The sequence below is a fragment of the Streptomyces chryseus genome, from assembly GCF_014650755.1.
GTDB lineage: Bacteria > Actinomycetota > Actinomycetes > Streptomycetales > Streptomycetaceae > Streptomyces > Streptomyces chryseus.
In genome coordinates, this window is record NZ_BMVO01000017.1 from 22,426 (window position 1) to 39,050 (window position 16,625).

At 69.4% G+C, this 16,625-nt stretch carries 12 protein-coding genes and 1 pseudogene; 7 read left to right on the top strand and 6 right to left on the bottom strand.

What is annotated here, in order from left to right:
• Positions 1-17: 17 nt before the first annotated feature.
• The gene (locus tag IE185_RS22875; RefSeq protein WP_138897937.1) at positions 18-935 is read right to left on the bottom strand and encodes an ABC transporter permease; all 918 of its coding nucleotides are present in this window, start codon (positions 933-935) and stop codon (positions 18-20) included.
• Positions 932-3,574 (bottom strand): alpha/beta fold hydrolase, encoded by a 2,643-nt coding sequence (locus tag IE185_RS22880; RefSeq protein ID WP_138897938.1) that lies wholly within the window; start codon positions 3,572-3,574, stop codon positions 932-934. Before IE185_RS22880 ends, IE185_RS22875 begins: the two co-directional genes overlap by 4 nt.
• Positions 3,575-3,695: 121 nt before the next feature.
• Here IE185_RS22880 and IE185_RS22885 point away from each other — a divergent pair, with 121 nt between their 5' ends.
• The 3 genes from IE185_RS22885 to IE185_RS22895 all read left to right on the top strand — a co-directional run bounded on the left by IE185_RS22885 (position 3,696) and on the right by IE185_RS22895 (position 6,415).
• The gene (locus tag IE185_RS22885) at positions 3,696-4,118 is read left to right on the top strand and encodes a GNAT family N-acetyltransferase (protein WP_138897939.1); all 423 of its coding nucleotides are present in this window, start codon (positions 3,696-3,698) and stop codon (positions 4,116-4,118) included.
• Positions 4,119-4,301: 183 nt separating this feature from the next.
• The gene (locus tag IE185_RS22890) at positions 4,302-5,480 is read left to right on the top strand and encodes a S8 family peptidase (RefSeq protein WP_138894909.1); all 1,179 of its coding nucleotides are present in this window, start codon (positions 4,302-4,304) and stop codon (positions 5,478-5,480) included.
• A 158-nt stretch (positions 5,481-5,638) separates the two neighbouring features.
• On the top strand, positions 5,639-6,415 hold the full coding sequence (locus IE185_RS22895) for a hypothetical protein (protein WP_138894910.1): 777 nt from the start codon (positions 5,639-5,641) through the stop codon (positions 6,413-6,415).
• A 267-nt stretch (positions 6,416-6,682) separates the two neighbouring features.
• Here IE185_RS22895 and IE185_RS22900 read toward each other — a convergent pair whose 3' ends face one another.
• Positions 6,683-7,801, bottom strand: a complete 1,119-nt coding sequence (locus tag IE185_RS22900) for a methyltransferase domain-containing protein (protein WP_138894911.1) — start codon at positions 7,799-7,801, stop codon at positions 6,683-6,685.
• 681 nt (positions 7,802-8,482) lie between these two features.
• Between IE185_RS22900 and IE185_RS22905 the strand changes: the two genes are divergently transcribed.
• The 3 genes from IE185_RS22905 to IE185_RS22915 are packed head-to-tail and all read left to right on the top strand — an operon-like array spanning position 8,483 to position 10,114.
• A complete protein-coding gene (locus IE185_RS22905; protein ID WP_138894912.1) occupies positions 8,483-8,743 on the top strand; it encodes a hypothetical protein in 261 nt (86 codons plus the stop codon).
• Entirely contained in the window at positions 8,715-9,242 is a 528-nt protein-coding gene (locus IE185_RS22910; RefSeq protein ID WP_138894913.1) for a DUF6879 family protein, read from the top strand. The genes IE185_RS22905 and IE185_RS22910 overlap by 29 nt, the downstream gene beginning before the upstream one ends.
• A gap of 23 nt (positions 9,243-9,265) precedes the next feature.
• Positions 9,266-10,114: a helix-turn-helix domain-containing protein gene (locus tag IE185_RS22915; RefSeq protein ID WP_138894914.1), complete on the top strand. Its 849-nt coding sequence runs from the start codon at positions 9,266-9,268 to the stop codon at positions 10,112-10,114.
• 91 nt (positions 10,115-10,205) lie between these two features.
• On the opposite strand, the gene IE185_RS22920 is transcribed toward IE185_RS22915, so the two are convergent.
• Positions 10,206-10,706, bottom strand: coding sequence for a DUF4291 domain-containing protein (locus tag IE185_RS22920; RefSeq protein WP_229843647.1), 501 nt, complete (start codon positions 10,704-10,706; stop codon positions 10,206-10,208).
• Positions 10,707-10,905: 199 nt separating this feature from the next.
• Between IE185_RS22920 and IE185_RS22925 the strand changes: the two genes are divergently transcribed.
• Positions 10,906-14,643, top strand: coding sequence for an AAA family ATPase (locus IE185_RS22925; protein ID WP_138894915.1), 3,738 nt, complete (start codon positions 10,906-10,908; stop codon positions 14,641-14,643).
• Positions 14,644-14,699: 56 nt separating this feature from the next.
• Here the strand turns inward: IE185_RS22925 and IE185_RS22930 are convergent.
• Both IE185_RS22930 and IE185_RS22935 read right to left on the bottom strand, forming a co-directional pair.
• Positions 14,700-14,858: pseudogene (locus IE185_RS22930) on the bottom strand (DUF4291 family protein); the annotation flags it as partial.
• A 264-nt stretch (positions 14,859-15,122) separates the two neighbouring features.
• The gene (locus tag IE185_RS22935; RefSeq protein WP_138894917.1) at positions 15,123-16,622 is read right to left on the bottom strand and encodes a CoA-acylating methylmalonate-semialdehyde dehydrogenase; all 1,500 of its coding nucleotides are present in this window, start codon (positions 16,620-16,622) and stop codon (positions 15,123-15,125) included.
• Between the last annotated feature and the right edge of the window lie 3 nt (positions 16,623-16,625).

The following is a 16,625-nucleotide window of genomic DNA, read 5'->3' on the forward strand; positions in this document are numbered from 1 at the left end:
TCATGGCCGACCCTCCGTCAGGACACGACGTCTTTGCGCGCGAAGCCGCGGAAGGCCAGGGCGAAGAGCACGACGGCGTACGTCACCGACACGGCCGCGCCCTTCAGCATCCCGCCCCACTCCAGTTGCGGTTGCAGCGCGTCCGCCCACGCGAACTGCCAGTGCGCCGGCAGGAACTCGCGCCAGGACCCCAGCGCCGTCACCGCGTCCAGCACATTGCCCACGATCGTCAGGCCCACCGCGCCGCCGACCGCGCCCAGCGGGGCGTCCGTCTTCGTCGACAGCCAGAAGGCGAGCGCGGCGGTGACCAGTTGGGAGACGAAGATGAACGCGACGACGAGCGTGAGCCGGGGCACGGCGTCCCCGGCCGGCAGCGACCCGCCCGTCGGCAGCTCCAGCGGACCCCAGCCGTACGCGACCGATCCGGCCGCCAGCGCCACCACCGGCAGCAGCACCATCGCCGCCAGGCTGAACGCCAGGGCCACGACGAGCTTGCTCCACAGCAACCGGGCACGCGGCACGGGAGCCGCCAGCAGGTAGCGCAGCGAGGACCAGTTGGCCTCGGAGGCCACCGTGTCCCCGCAGAACAGCGCCACCGGCACGACCAGCAGGAAGCCGGCCGACACGAACAGGCAGGTCGCCGCGAAGTTGGCGCCGGACGCGGTGGCGGTGTCCATCAGCGTCACCCGGCCGCCTTCGCGGTCGGGCCCGCCGCCGATGGCGAACGCGGCGATCAGGACGAAGGGCAGTGCGCCCAGGACCAGCGCCATGACCATGGTGCGGCGCCTGCGCCACTGCCGCATCGCCTCGACGCGCAGCGGCAGGGTGCGGCCGGCCCGGTAACCGGGGGCCGACGCGGTGGCCGGTCCGGCGGCCCGCGCGGGGGCCGGTGCGGCCGGTTCGGTGACGGCTGCCACGCCGTTGCTGCTGCTCATGCTCGGGAGCCTCCGATCAGGGTGAGGAACGCGTCCTCGAGGCGACGGTTCGGCCCGACGCCCGTCAACGGCACGTCCAGGCGGACCAGTTCGCCGATGAGTGCGCTGGGCGACGCCCCGTCCAGCCGTACGAGCAGACCTTCGTCGGTGCGTACGGCGGACCCGATGCCCGGCAGCGAGCCCACCTTCTCGGCCAGCGCCTCGGTCACCTCGCCGTCCGTCGTGACGAGCAGGGTGTCCGTGCCGCCGGTGATCTCCGCGACGGGCCCGGCCCGCATCAGCCGCCCCCGGTCCATGACGACGAGGTGCGTGCAGGACTGCTCGACCTCGGAGAGGAGGTGGCTGGAGACGATGACGGTGCGTCCCGCCGCCGCGTAGCGGATCATCACGTCGCGCATCTCGCGGATCTGGGGCGGGTCGAGGCCGTTCGTCGGCTCGTCGAGGATGAGCAGGTCCGGCATGCCGAGCATGGCCTGGGCGATCGCGAGGCGCTGGCGCATGCCCTGGGAGTACGTCCGTACGGCGCGGTCCAGCGCGTCGCCGAGCCCTGCGATCTCCAGGGCCTCCTCGGTGCGGGAGTCCTCGGCGGGCCGGCCGGTGGCCCGCCAGTACAGCTCCAGGTTGGCGCGCCCGGTCAGGTGCGGCAGGAAGCCCGCGCCCTCCACGAACGAGCCGACCCGCGACAGCACGGGCGCGCCCGGCCTGATCGCGTGGCCGAAGACCCGGATCTCGCCGCCGTCCGGCGTGATGAGGCCCATCAGCATCCGCAGGGTGGTGGTCTTGCCCGCGCCGTTCGGCCCGAGGAGTCCGAGCACCTGCCCCTTCTCGACGCGGAAGGACAGGTCCCGTACGGCGTACCGGTCGGCCGACCTGGCGTACTTCTTGGTCAGGTCCGTGATCTGCAGCGGCACCTCGGCCAGCGCCGGGTCCGGCGCGGGCGCGGTGCTCCGCCGCCGGGCGGTGAGCAGCAGCGCGGCGGCCAGAACGACGCCGATGGCGGGGAGCCCCCAGACCCACCAGGGCAGCGGGGCCGCCTCGGTCCTGACGCCGGGCGCGGTGGGCACGGCGAGCGTGCCGTCGCCCTGGAGGGAGACGGTGTACGCCGCCGGCTCGGCCGGGGACGCGTAGGCGAGGTCGGTGGCGGCGAGGACGACGCGCAGCCGGTGCCCGGCCCTGACCTCGTGGTCGATCGCCGGGAGCCGCAGGTCGACGGTGGCGCCGGCCTTGCCGCCGGCGCCGGTGACGCGGACGGGCGCGACGAGCTGGGAGGGCAGCACCTTCCGCTCCCCGTCCGCGCTCACGTCGTACACCTTGCCGAACAGGACGGCGTCGTCGCGGTCCGACTTCACCGTGACCCGCACGGTCGGCGAGCCCGTGACGCGCAGGTCGGAGGTGAGCCGCGCCGTCTGGAAGCTCGCGTTCTGGCCGGGGAAGTCGAGGGACAGCCCCATGCCGAGCCCGGAGAGCTGGGAAAGCGCCCCGACGCCCGGGACGGCGGAGATGGCGGGCGGGTTCGCCCCCGCCGGGCTGGCGAAGTGCTGCTCGGGCCGGCCCGCCACGAGCTTCAGCCGCCGCTGCCCGGCCTCCAGGCCCGGGTACCGGTCGCCCGTGGCGCCCCGCAGCCGGGCCGCGCCGTCTGTGGAGTCGATGCCTCCGGTCCGCGTGACGCGGAAGGCGGGCCCGGTGTCCGTGCCCTTCTCGTCCTTCAGGTAGCGGTCGAACCAGTCGGTGATCCGGCCCTCGACCCTGGCCTTCTCGCGGTCCCCGCCGTCGTGGCCGCCGGCGATCCAGTCGACGGCGACGGGCGCCCCGTTGCCCGCGACCGCCTTCGCGATCGCGTCGGCGTGGTCGAGCGGGAAGAGCGAGTCGTTCTGCCCCTGCACGACGAGCGCGGGCACCTTGATGCGGTCGCCCACGGCGGACGGGCTGTGCGAGGCCAGGAGGTCTCGGGCGGCGGCGTCCGGCTGCCCGGCGACGGCGACCCGTTCGTACATCTCGCACAGCCGCTTCTCGAACCGGTCGCAGCCGCCGCCCGTGTTGATGAACAGCCCGGCCCAGAGCTTCTTGAAGACGCCGTCGGGGAAGAGCGCGTCGGCCAGGTTCCAGTAGGTGATCTGCGGTGCCACGGCGTCGACGCGCTGGTCGTGCCCCGCCGCGAGGAGCGAGATCGCGCCGCCGTACGACGATCCGCTGACGCCGACGCGCGGGTCGCCCTCGGCGTCGAGCCGCACCTCCGGCCGCTTCGCGAGCCAGTCGATGAGCCGCGAGACGTCCGCGACCTCGCCGTCAGGATCGTTCAGCCCGATCTTCCCCGTGGACTTCCCGAAGCCGCGCGCGGACCAGGTCAGCACGGTGTACCCGTCGCGGGCCAGCTGCTCGGCCTGCGCCCGCACGTCGCGCTTGCTGCCGCCGAAACCGTGGCCGAGCAGGACGGCGGGGCGACGCCCGCTCCCCGCGCCGGCGGTGAAGAACGAGGTGTCGATTCTCACCCCGTCCATGCTCATGATCCGTTCCTCGCGGTGCACGGCGGGCCCGTCGCCGCCGGAGGCGGCGGCCGTCCACGTACCGCCCCCGAGGAGGACGGCGAACGCGGCGGCCGCGCCGGCGAGCGCCCGGCTGCGGGGAATGCGTAGCTTCATGACTGAACCCTAGGTGCCGGGTACGACAACCGAACCGGCCCCCCGGATGGAAGTCTGTGGGGTACTCAAGGAGTACGGGGGCAGCGCCCCGTACCGCACCGGGAGTACCCGAAGGAGCCGCATGGAAACGCGACCGGTCGTCCGGCAGGCGACGACAGTGCCGGAACTGACCGCCGCCGAGCACCTCTTCGACGGTCCGGTCCGCCCGGATTGGGCGGAGCGCTTCCTGACCGCGCCCGGCCATGTGATGCTCGTCGCATACGTCGGCGGGGAGCCGGCCGGGATGGTCTCGGGCATCGAGATGAGCCGCCCGGACAAGGGCACCGAGATGTGCCTGTACGAATTGTCCGTGGACGAGGCGTTCCGGCGGCGCGGTATCGGCCGGGCCCTGACGCTGGCGCTGGCGGAGGTCGCCCGGGAGCGCGGCTGTTACGACATGTGGGTGGGCGTGGAGCGCGACAACGACGCGGCGCTGGCGACGTACCGCTCGGCGCGCGGGCGGGACGACGGTGATTTCGCCATGTTGACCTGGACGTTCGCGTAGGCGCGCGCCCGCAGACCCGCTGCCTGCGCGCGGCGGGCCCCTCTTTGGCTTGATCCCGCCCGTAACACGACCTTGTGCCCTTGTGCGCCGCACGAGACCCTGTGCTGCGCATCCGCACCACCCCGCACCCCGCACCCCGCCATTGCCCGCGATCCGGTCAACGAAAGGTCAGGTGCACGACACATGAGAGCTACGTTCCGCCGCGCAGGGGCCCTGATACCCGTCATAGCCCTCGCAGCCGGTCTCCAGCTCGCCGGCCCTCCCACCGCACAGAGCGCGCCCACCGGAGACCTCCGCCTGGCCCCGGCCTCGACGGCGGTCGAGGACAGCTGGATCGTCGTCCTGAAGGACGGCACGACACGCGCCGCCGACCTGGGCGTCACGCCGAAGCACGTCTACCGCAGCGCCCTCAAGGGCTTCTCCGCCACGATGTCCAAGGCGCGGGCCGCGAAGCTCGCCTCGGACCCGAAGGTCGCGTACGTCGAGCAGGACTCCCGGGTCCGGCTCAGCGAGACGCAGCCGAACGCCACCTGGGGCATCGACCGCGTGGACCAGCGCAACCTCCCGCTCTCCACGACGTACACCTACAACACCACCGCGTCGAACGTCTCGGCGTACATCATCGACACCGGGATCCGCACCACCCACAGCGAGTTCGGCGGCCGCGCCACGGTCGGCACGGACACGGTGGGCGGCGGACAGAACGGCCAGGACTGCCAAGGCCACGGCACGCACGTGGCGGGCACGGTCGGCGGCAGGACGTACGGCGTCGCCAAGGCCGTCAGGCTCGTCGCGGTGCGCGTCCTGGACTGCGCCGGATCCGGTACGAACGCGGGCGTCATCGCCGGCGTCGACTGGGTGACGGCGAACGCGCAGAAGCCGGCCGTGGCCAACATGAGCCTGGGCGGCGGCGCGAACACCTCCCTCGACAACGCGGTGAAGCGGTCCATCGCCTCCGGCGTCAGCTACGCCGTCGCCGCCGGCAACGGCAACTTCCTCGGCTGGCCGGCCAACGCGTGCAACTACTCCCCCGCCCGCGTCCCCGAGGCCATCACCGTCGGCGCGACGGACAGCGGCGACCGCCGCGCGTCCTTCTCCAACTACGGCACGTGCCTGGACGTCTTCGCACCGGGTGTGAAGGTCACCTCGGCGTGGAAGGACAGCGACACGGCGACGAACACCATCTCCGGCACGTCGATGGCGGCGCCCCACACGGCCGGCGTGGCCGCCCTGCACCTGGCGGCCAACCCCGCCGCGACCCCGGCGCAGGTCCGCGACGCCCTGGTCGCCAACGCCACCCCCAACAAGGTCCAGGACCCGCGCACCGGCTCCCCGAACCGGCTCCTGCACTCCCTGTTCTGAACCGCGTGACCCCTGCCCCGGGCGCGGCGGCGCCCCGGGGCGGGGACCACCCGGATGCGGGCCCGGTCCCGCGCGCTATCCTCACGCGCACTCTGTCATGCCTGTGACCGGGGGGTTTGGAGATCGGTCACGGGCGGCTCGAACCACAATGGGGACTCATGCGCGCAGCATCCATAGGTGCCGTTCTCTCCGGCGCCTTGGTACTTTCCGGCTCCGCTCTCACCGCCGCTCCGGCGGCGTCGGCGGCGGAGACCGGTGTGGAGATCAAGAAGGTCTCCGTCAACGGCGGCAAGGCCGTCGTCTTCGGCACCTCGCGTACAGAGTCGTTCACCATCTCGGTGACGGCGTCCGACGACTCGGGGATCAACCCCCGCGGCCACCGCTTCCTCGGCATCGACCGTGAAGTGGGCGACGACTTCTGGACGTTCCACGGCACCCCGACGTGCACGGCTTCCAGCACCACACCCACCACCTCGACCTGCAAGCTGACCGTCCGGCTCGAAAGCGACATCGACCTGCCCCGCAACACGCTCGCGGGGCCGTGGAAGGTCAAGGTCCAGCTCACGGCCAAGGACGGCGACTACTACGGGGAGACGTACGGCACCCACCCGGTGCAGCGGCGCTCCACGCTGAACGTCAACGCTTCCCCCGAACCGGTCACCAAGGGCGGCACGATCACGGTGACGGGCAAGCTGGCCCGCGCCAACTGGGACAAGTACGTCTACGCGGGCTACACGAACCAGCCCGTACGGCTGCAGTTCCGCCCGAAGAACAGCTCCACGTACACGACCGTCAAAACGGTGACGAGCAACAGCACGGGCAACCTCAAGACCACCACGCAGGCCACCGCCGACGGCTACTGGCGCTGGAACTTCGCGGGCACGTCCACGACCCCGGCCGTGGTCGCCACGGGCGACTACGTCGACGTGCGCTGACCCCGAAGGCACCAACCGCTCCCCCGGCCCGACGGCGCTTTTCCCCCCCGTCCGGGGGGAGTGAACTTTCCGCCGCTCCGGACGCCTGCTCGTCCGACAGCGTGTTCAATCAGGGGAACGAGCTGCCTGCACGGGCTACTCCTCAGGAACCTGATGGTGACGCCGACAGAGCCCCGCCCGTCCGAGGACGGCCGGGGCTCACTACACCTCGCGTGACCCTGGGGAGCCTCCCGGGATTCAGGTGGCCTCGGCCCAACGCGGCGGAGATCAGCGGTAGGCACCGCTCGCCATGGGGGACACGATCGCCCCCGGGTGACGCATCCAGACCTGTTGACCCTCGGCTGTGACCGTCAGGCCGAAGCTCTGGGCGTCAGGTCGGCCGAGGGTGACGTACTCGCGGTGCACGGCCTCGATTTCCGTCCACAGGGCGCGCGGCCCGTACTGCCACACGTCCTCGCCCTTCGCGGTGGACGTCGCCGACCCGTCCTCGCCACGGGCCCAGACCTTGACGGTGTCCTCGGTCCGGGAATGCTGCATCCAGACGCCCGGCAGACGAGCGCCCGCGTACAGGGCGAAGCCCAGGGACAGCAGCTCCTCTGGGTCCAGGCCGGCTGTACGGGAGCGGGCTGTGGAGGAGTCGACTTCCACGGTTGCCGCCGCCCGCTGGGAGCGCATGGGCATGTACGAAGCCCCACCCTGGAAGTGTCCCCAAGCCCGTCCGTCGGCATGGACAGTGAGCTGGACCAGAGCACCGCTCCAAAAGTCGCGGTACAGCGGGGCCACGATGATGCCGCCCGGCCTGACCTGCTCCACGAACGCGAACGGCATGTGCCGGAGCGAGCACGTGGAGATGATCCGGTCGAAGGGTGCCTCCTCCGGCCACCCCAGCTCTCCGTCACCGAGTCGGAGGTTCGGGGCATACCCCAAGGGCCGCAGGTGGTTGGTCGCCATGGCGGCCAGGAGCGGGTCGATCTCGACGCTGTAGACGTTCCGGTCCCCGAGGCGCTCGGACAGGAGAGCCGCCACGTACCCGGAGGTCGTGCCGATCTCCAGGATGCGGTCGTGGCTCTTGACCTGGAGGAGCCCGAGCATCCTGGCGACCATGGAGGGCATCGAGTTCGAGGAGGTGGCCACCCCCGGCCCGTCCTCCTTCCCATCGTCCACCTGGATGATCACCGGTTCGTCGCTGTTGACGAGATCGCACCAGTCGTCGTACGTCGTGACCGGCTCGCACCGGTCCGGACGCTGACGCCAGATGTCCTGCGGGATGAAGTGGTGCCGGGGCAGCTTCTCCCACACCTGACGCCAGGCCGGGGTCAGGAGGCCCTGCTCGTCCAACAACCGGACGAGGGCGGCGTGTCCTTCCCGCGCTCGCGTCGGGATCACTTCTTCGGCCCCGACCCGTCAGGGCTCGGCTCCGAGGGGCTCGGGGGAGTCCAGGGCTTGTCGGAGGGCTGACCGCCGTGCTTTCCGCTGTCGCTCATGTGAGTCTCCTGGTTCGGTGTGATGGATGGTCCCGCCTTGGCCGTTATCCAGGCAGCAGGCGCAGTCGTGCGAGCCTGTGGCACTGGCAGTCGCAGCGCAGGGTCTCGATGGGTACATCCGTGGGCGCCTGACTCGACAGCCGGATCGTCGCTGGCCCCCGCACTCGGCGTGCTCCCCGACGCGACAGGCGGGTGCCGTGTACGCGTCGCTGTGGGCGACGGGCAGGCCCCTCATTGATCACTCCTGCAGCGTGGGCAGGTGCAGGGCGGGAATGCCGAAGGCTCCGGGAGGCGCTCACGATCCCCTTCGGCGACGGTGAGTTGTACGCGCGGCGGAGACCGTCTGCCCGTCCGGGAGTCCGTCTCGTACACCTTGATCGTCATCATGGGGCCTGCCCCCGTCGTCAGCCAGCAGGGATGCCCCGACCGTAGACAGCCGATGTGCACCGACTCCAGCGATGTGCACCGATGTACACGGTGGTGACTCAACGCTGTTCCGGGGAGTGTGACGCCCTTGACCAACTTGCCACTGATGGCTCACGGTTGTGCACATCCATGCACACGGACGGCAGTGGAGGCGACCATGGCCTTACGCTTCATCGGCATCGACCCCAGCACAGGTGACGGCGAAAGTCCGACGGTGTGGGTCGACGAGACGCGGGAGGAACTCGTTTTCCAGGGATGGAAGCCGAGTGCGGAACTCGAAGCGGAGTGCGCGGCCACAGAGGTCCCTGGCCACTCCAAGGGAATCCCGGATCACGAGGCGGTGGTCCGTATCCCAGTCAGGATGGTGCCGATGATCAGGGAGGCGTGCGATGCCGTCGAGCGTCCCCACGTTCGCTGAACTGCTACGTTCCGCAAGCCGGTCGGCCGTTCACCTTGAGATGCGTGACTCATACGCAGTTGACAACGAAAAAGGTCCGTTCGCCGAGTGGCGGGCGGGACGCCGGCTCGACCCCGCTGACCGCTCCTCCTGGTGGAGGCCGTGGCTGGACCTCATCGCCGAGACCGTCGCGCGTGGCGTCGTTGTCCGCCGCGCCCGCATCGTCTCCGAGCCGGTCAGCGAGTACATCCGTTTCGAGCACTCCGGCACTTTCACAAACGTCGTGGCCGGTGAACAGGTGAGGTGGCTGCCACGCCGCCACGCTTCGGGCATCGCACTGCCGGGCAACGACTTCTGGCTGATCGACGGTCGGCTGATCCGATGGAACCACTTCACCGGGGACGGCGCTTCAGCGGGCGGAGAGATGAGCGACAACCCAGCCGAAGCGAAGTTGTGCGCCGGGGCCTTCGAAGCGGTGTGGGCGCGAGGCATCCCACACGACGAATACAAGATCGACTAGCGTGAAGAGGTCCCTGTCAGCTCATGCCCATATCCCCGTCGTCTGCCGCGCAGGCCGCCCGCGCCAACGTTGCGCAACGCCTGCGCGAGCTTCGCGCCGACGCCGGAATCACGGGGTCTGAGCTGGCCGCCCTCTGCGGATGGACTCACTCGAAGTCGTCTCGCATCGAGAACGCACGCACTCCCCCCTCCGCAGACGACATCCGGCTGTGGTGCCGCGCCTGCGGGGTGGAGGACCAGGCACCCGACATCATCGCCCAGTCCCGCAACGCTGAGTCCCTGTACGTGGAGTGGCGGCGCAAGGTCCGCACCGGGCTGAAGCAGCTTCAAGACAGCTACGTGCCGCTCTTCAAGGCGACGAAGGTCTTCCGCGTCTACTCGGGCACCCTCGTCCCCGGCCTGCTCCAGACGGAGGGGTACGCCACCGGCCTCATGTCACTGATCACCACGTTCCGCGAGATCCCGAACGATGTGGCGGAGGCCGTCACTGCGCGCCTTGAGCGTTCCCGGATCCTGCACGCACCTGGACACCGCTTCGTGCTCTTGGTCGAGGAGACGGCACTGCACCACCAGGTCGGTGACGCTAACGCCATGGCAGCTCAGCTGGGCTACCTGCTGACCGCCGGAGCACTGCCCGCGGTGTCGCTCGGGGTGATCCCGGCGGACTCACAACGGACCATCTGGCCCATGGAGACGTTCCACGTGTACGACGACACTCTCGTTTCGGTAGAGCTGCTCTCAGCACGAGTCACGGTCACTCAGCCCTCAGAGATCGCGATGTACTTGAAGGCATTCGAGGAGCTGCGCGGTATGGCCGTGTACGGAGCGTCGGCCCGCGCACTGATCGTGAAGGCCATCGAGAGCCTGCACTGACCCCAGACGCACTGAAGCGCCCCTCACGGACAGAGCCATGAGGGGGCGTAGTCGCGCATGGATCAGCTTTTCGGGATTCCGAGCGCTGCGGTCACGGCGTCGTGCCGCCCAGGTGCGCGAGTGCTTCCGCCCCCGCCGGGTAGACCCGCTCCCCCGGCAGCAGTCGTTCGGCCGTCGCCGTGTCGCCGGCCCGGACCAGCGCGTGGATCTCGTGGGTCAGGGGGGTCACGTCGGTGACGGACACCGTCCACTCGTCCGCGTACCGCCCCGCCGCCTCGCCCGCCAAGCCCAGTTGGAGCGAGCGGTACGGAAGCGGATTCAGGTGTACGTCGCGTTCCGGATCCCACTGCACGCGGGCCGGCGCCCGGCGCAGCGCGCGCTTCCAGGCGGCCTGGTCGGCGTGGAGGCCCGGTGCGTAGTGCGAGAGGCAGGCGTGGCGCAGGGCCCAGTCGAAGCCCTCGCGGGTGATCTCGACGGCCAGGACGGTCTCGTGGTCCTGCTTCAGGCCCCAGCCGCAGCGGTACATCATCCACAGGAACGACGGCTTGATCCAAGTCAAGTCGCGTTCATAGTCCTTTCTGGGTCTGTGCACACTGCTAGCTCGGTGCCGCTAGGAGCCACAGTGCTGGCACTGACCGCGTCATGCAGCCGCCACGCCTCAATCACGATGACCTTCAGCAAAAGTCGGGCCGGGTCGCTTGAAAGCGGCTTGATGACCATGTCGAGCCGGCTTGATGATCGTCCGCGGATTCCATGGACGAGGAGGCGCGATTGGCTGTACGAATGAAACCGTGCACTCACTGCGCCAGCGTGACAACCGACGGTCACTGACCGAGCGCCTATTGCTCTACATACTGCCGGGCCTGGCAGTTGCGATTGGGGCCTTGCTGGGGCTCCTCACGTCTGACCACGTCTCCCCTGTCCTGGTGGTCCTCACAGCCCTGGTCATGGTGTGCGGATTTGCGGTACCACCGGCGGTTGATGCGCTTAGCGATCGAGTTTCGCGGCGGGCGCAGCACCAGCAACTGCTGGCTCGTAGGTCTGATACCGCGGCTGCGCAGCGGGCGGAGCAGTTGCGCAGTCACTTCCACCCTAGAGGGCGTGGAATTCTGCCTTCGCTCGTGCGCGAGGGCTCATACTTCATGGGTCGGCTTCGAGTGCTGCGTGAGCTGGTGGACTGGATCAACGGCGCCGGTCTGGACGTTGCGTGGTCTCGTGTCGTGACCGGTGCCCCGGGATCCGGTAAGTCAGCGGTTCTCGGAAGGCTGGTGAGTCTGGCCGATGCCGGACAACCCAATGAGGTGCTTGCCACCGCACCAGCCGGGACACGACCGCCGGTCGGCTCCATCAGCATGGCGGTGCACGTACGTGGCCGCACGGCAGACGAAGTGGCCGCCGAGATCTCACAGGCCCTGACGATCGACGAGGGGACGTGCAGCGGTCTCCTCGCACATCTCCGCGAGGATTTCGAGCGTCGACCAACTGTGGTCGTCGTCGATGGGGTGGATGAGGCTGCCGACGCCCATCGGCTCATCGTTGACCTACTCGAGCCGCTGGCGGCGGCGTCGGAGCGGACGGGCATCCGTCTGCTCGTCGGCACGCGCCGAGGTGGCGAGGACCACCTGCTGCGGCTGTTCGGAGCTTCGGCGCTCGTACTCGATCTGGACGAGGAACAGTATCTGGATCGACGCGATGTTGCTGAGTACGTCTGCAGCACATTGCTGGCCGATCCGGACCCACAGGTCCGCACTCCCTACCGTGCCCGCCCTGCACTCGCGGAAAAGGTCGCTGCGGCCGTAGCAGCTCGTGCTGGCTCCAGCTTTCTCGTGGCACAGCTCACGGCGCTGTCCCTGATGGGATCTGACGAACCCGTGGATACAGGGAGCTCTGGGTGGGCGGAGACGTTTCCCACCACAGTGGGTGCCGCCATGGACCGATACCTTCGTGACGTTCAGCCAGGTGGGCCATGGTTACGCGATCTGCTGATGGCTCTGGCCTGGTCCCAGGGCGATGGCTTCAGCGACCCAGGAACCTGGGCGGCTGCGGCCACCATGCTGGGAACGGCCGCGTACTCCGAACGCGATGTCACCCGGCTGCTCCTGGACAGCGCCGCGGTGGACCTGCTCCACCGCAGCACCCACGGAGACCGTGTCGCCTTCCGGCTCTTCCACGAAGCGCTGGGCGAGCATCTGCGGCAGCTAAGCACTCGTCAGCGTCCGGCAGCCGAGGTCCACCGCCATCTCGCGGACATCCTCCTCGAGAAGCTGTCATCGTCTTCCTTTGACGGGCGGGACTGGGCTCACGCCGACGGGTACACGCGTACCTATCTGCCTTTCCATGCGGGGGAAGGCCAGGTGCTGGACCAGCTTCTCGATGACGCGGGCTTTTTGGCGGCCGTGGATCCGGCTCGCCTGCTGGCGGCACTCCCCGCCGCGCACACCGGGTCAGGCCGGCGAGTGGCTCGCATCATTCAACGAGTCGGCCAGCAGCTGCTTGTGGCACCGGAAGACGAGCGCATCTGTTACCTCGAGATGGCGGCCCACATGGCTGGCGACGTGCGCCTGGCGGGCGAACTGGCAGCTACAGCTCCCGATCGTCCCTGGTCGGTGCTCTGGGCTCGCTGGGACGCTCTCGTTGAGAGCCGCATGCTCGGACACCATGACGACTACGTCCTTGCCGTTGACACCGTTGAGACAGCGAGGGGAATCGTGGTGCTCTCGGCGAGCGCATGGGGCATTCAGGCGTGGCGCCTCGCCGATGGAGAACCCATGGTGACCGGCGTACGGGAGCCGGATTCACCCATCCTCGACATGGCTACCTTCCGACAGGGTGACGGCATCGCCATCGTTACCCTTCACGAGGATGGTCATTTGCTGCGGACGACGCCGGACGCGGCCGATCCGCAGAGGATTCTCGCGGAAGATCGTGCGCCAAACGGTGTCTGGTCGATAGACGTCGCAGGTCAATCCGCAGTGGCTACGGTCAGCCGAGATCACGTAGTCGAGGTCTTGTCCGTGCGGGACGGTCATGTGCTGGATCTGCCGCCCGTCGTGATCGGTCGAGAAGACCGAGTTCTCATGGTGGACAACATAGGCGGGCGGTGCCTTGCCGTGGTGAGCGGCAACAGGGGTGACACTACGACGTGGGACGTCACCGCCGGTCGCCCGCTCAGTGAACCGCTGCACCCCGGAGCACACGTGCCGGGCTGGCGGAGTGACAAGCGCTTCTGGGCAGCATCGCTCGCCGAGCGCCAGGACGGGCCCGTGATCCTTCTGGGAGACCGGGCAGGCCAGGTGATCGCTTGGGACCCGCTCCGTGGAGAGATTATCGGGGACCCGCATCATGGTGACGCGGGAGTGTTCACCACCCTCATTACGGGCCACGACAACGATGTGTGGTGTTGGGGCGATTGGAACGGCAACCTGTTCATACGTGGCGCCCCCCAAGAGGAGGTACGGCAACTGGCCGTTCATGACGGCGGGGTGCAATCGCTGGCACACTGCGAACTGAACGGTGCCCGCCTGCTTATCTCGGGAGGACGTGACGGCGCCGTACGTGCCTGGAACGTCCAAGCAGCCCGCCCGGTGGTCTCTGTCGGCGACCACCACAGCATCGTCACAGGCGCCGACTCCACCCGACAGAGCTGCATCGCGTCCATCAAGGCCAACGGCTCTCTCGTCATCTTCGAGGCGGACGGCGGTGACGTCCTCGCCGAACTGAGGCGATCGGCCGAGGAAGGCTTCCGCAGCGCAGCCGTGGTCCCGGGCGACCCGCGGTCCTTCGTCACCCTGGATAGGCAGAGGCACATCACGCTACGGGGCTTCCCGGACGGCCAACCGTCACACGACTTCCAGTTGGCCTCGGACGAGGAGTGGAAGTCCATCGCTGTCATCAACAGGGAGCGGCCACTACTCCTCGTCACTGCGACAAGCGGGCGACTGGGCTTCTTCGACCTAGCCACTTGTGATGCTATTCGGCCACCGCTGGCCTGCCACACCGGCAGCTTCATGGTGGCCCCGCTCCCAGAGCAACCGGACGAAGCACACCGGTTCGTCACATGGGACTGGGAATGCTTCCAGGCCCGGCTGTGGACCGTGACGAACGACGAGACGCGGCATCGCGACCTACCAGTCCTCAGAATGGAGGACGGCGTCACGGCTGTCTCCTTCAGCCACATAGGTGACATCCCGGTCGCCGTCGGAGTCGGCGGCTACTCTCGTCTGCACATCTGGAACACCGAAGACGGCTCCCTGATGATCGATGCCCAACTCGAGCAGGCCCATCACATGCAATTGGCCGACGTGGACACCATCCAGATCGACAGGCAGTCGCTCATCCTCTCCGGCGGACACACCTGCTCCGCTGCCCTGTGGTCCGCGGAAAGTCGACGAGAGCACCATCTACGGGTCGGATCACCGTTGTGGAGCACCAGGTTCCTTCCCGGCAACCGAGCCGTCGTGGCCGGGCCACGCGGCATCATGGTTCTCGAACTGGGCTCCCGCCTGCTCAGTCGATTCGAGCACCCCTGAGAAGCGATCAACGGAGTATTCCCACCCTCTTCAGCCCAGGAAAGAGGTCATGAACGCGGCTTGATGACCCACGTCATCTGGTCCCGCTTCCAGGCAGCGGGGAAACGGCCGTCGCGCGCGGCCGGGACGCCGATCGCGGGCGCGTACGCCTGGTAGACGGTGACGGTGTTGTCCGTGTGCAGCGCGCGTATCTCGCGCTGGGGGTGGTGCGTCATGCGGCCAGAATGCCGCCCGGGCAGGCGTGGCACCATCGCTTTTCGCGCCCGTGCGCGCCGAAACCCGGGCAGCGCGCACCCGCGGGGACATCGGCCTCGAAGGCCGTGCTGCGTGGGCGGCCCGAGCAGGTCCGCGCCGCGATGCGCGGAAGCACCGGCGCCCTGCACGCACCCCGGCCGCCACGCGCCGGACCCCCGTCGGCCGTGACGGCCGGCGGGGGTCCCGACGTGCGGTGAGCGGGGGCGCGGGGCGCGCTCGGGGGGTCAGTGGTTGCGCGGGAAGCCCAGATCGACGCCCGCCGGGGCGTCCGCCGGGTCGGGCCAGCGGGTCGTGGTGACCTTGCCGCGGGTGTAGAAGTGGATGCCGTCGTTGCCGTAGATGTGGTGGTCGCCGAAGAGCGAGTCCTTCCAGCCACCGAAGGAGTGGTAGCCGACCGGCACCGGGATCGGCACGTTGACGCCGACCATGCCGGCCTCGATCTCCAGCTGGAAGCGGCGCGCGGCGCCGCCGTCGCGGGTGAAGATCGCGGTGCCGTTGCCGAAGGGCGACGCGTTCATGAGGGCGACGCCCTCCTCGTACGTGTCGACGCGCAGCACGCACAGCACCGGGCCGAAGATCTCGTCGCGGTAGGCGTCGGAGTCCGTGGAGACCTCGTCCAGGAGGGACAGGCCGATCCAGTGGCCGTTCTCGAAGCCCTCGACCGTGTGGCCCGTGCCGTCCAGGACGACCTTCGCTCCCTGCGCGGCCGCGCCCGTGACGTACGAGGCGACCTTGTCGCGGTGGGCGGCGGTGATCAGCGGGCCCATCTCGGACGCCGGGTCGTTGCCGGGGCCGATCTTGATCTTCTCGGCGCGCTCGCGGATCTTGTCGACCAGTTCGTCGCCGATCGCGCCGACGGCCACCACCGCGGAGATCGCCATGCACCGCTCGCCCGCCGAGCCGTACGCCGCCGAGACCGCCGCGTCGGCGGCCGCGTCGAGGTCTGCGTCCGGCAGCACCAGCATGTGGTTCTTGGCACCGCCGAGCGCCTGGACCCGCTTGCCGTTGGCGGAGGCGCTCTGGTGGATGTAGCGGGCGATCGGGGTGGAGCCGACGAAGGAGATCGCCGCCACGTCCGGGTGGTTCAGCAGGGCGTCGACCGCGACCTTGTCACCGTGCAGGACGTTCAGTACGCCGTCGGGCAGCCCGGCCTCGGACGCCAGCTCGGCGAGCCGGACCGACGGGGAGGGGTCCTTCTCGCTCGGCTTGAGCACGAACGTGTTGCCGCACGCGATGGCCAGCGGGAACATCCACATCGGCACCATGGCCGGGAAGTTGAACGGCGTGATGCCCGCGACGACACCGATCGACTGGCGGATCGAGGACACGTCCACGCGGTTGGACACCTGCGTGGACAGCTCGCCCTTGAGCTGCGTCGTGATGCCGCACGCCAGCTCGACGATCTCCAGACCGCGCGCGACCTCGCCCAGCGCGTCCGAGTGGACCTTGCCGTGCTCGGCGGTGATCAGGGCGGCGATCTCGTCGCGGTGGGCGTCGAGCAGCGCGCGGTAGCGGAAGAGGACCGCGGTGCGGGCGGCGAGGGAGGAGGTGCCCCACGACGCGTACGCGGCCTTGGCCGACGCGACGGCGGCGTCGACCTCCTCGACGGAGGCGAGCGCGACCTGCGTGGTCACTTCACCGGTGGCCGGGTCGGTGACCGGGCCCCAGTTGCCCGACGCGCCCTCGACGGTCTTGCCGCCGATGAAGTGGTTGACGGTCTTCATCCC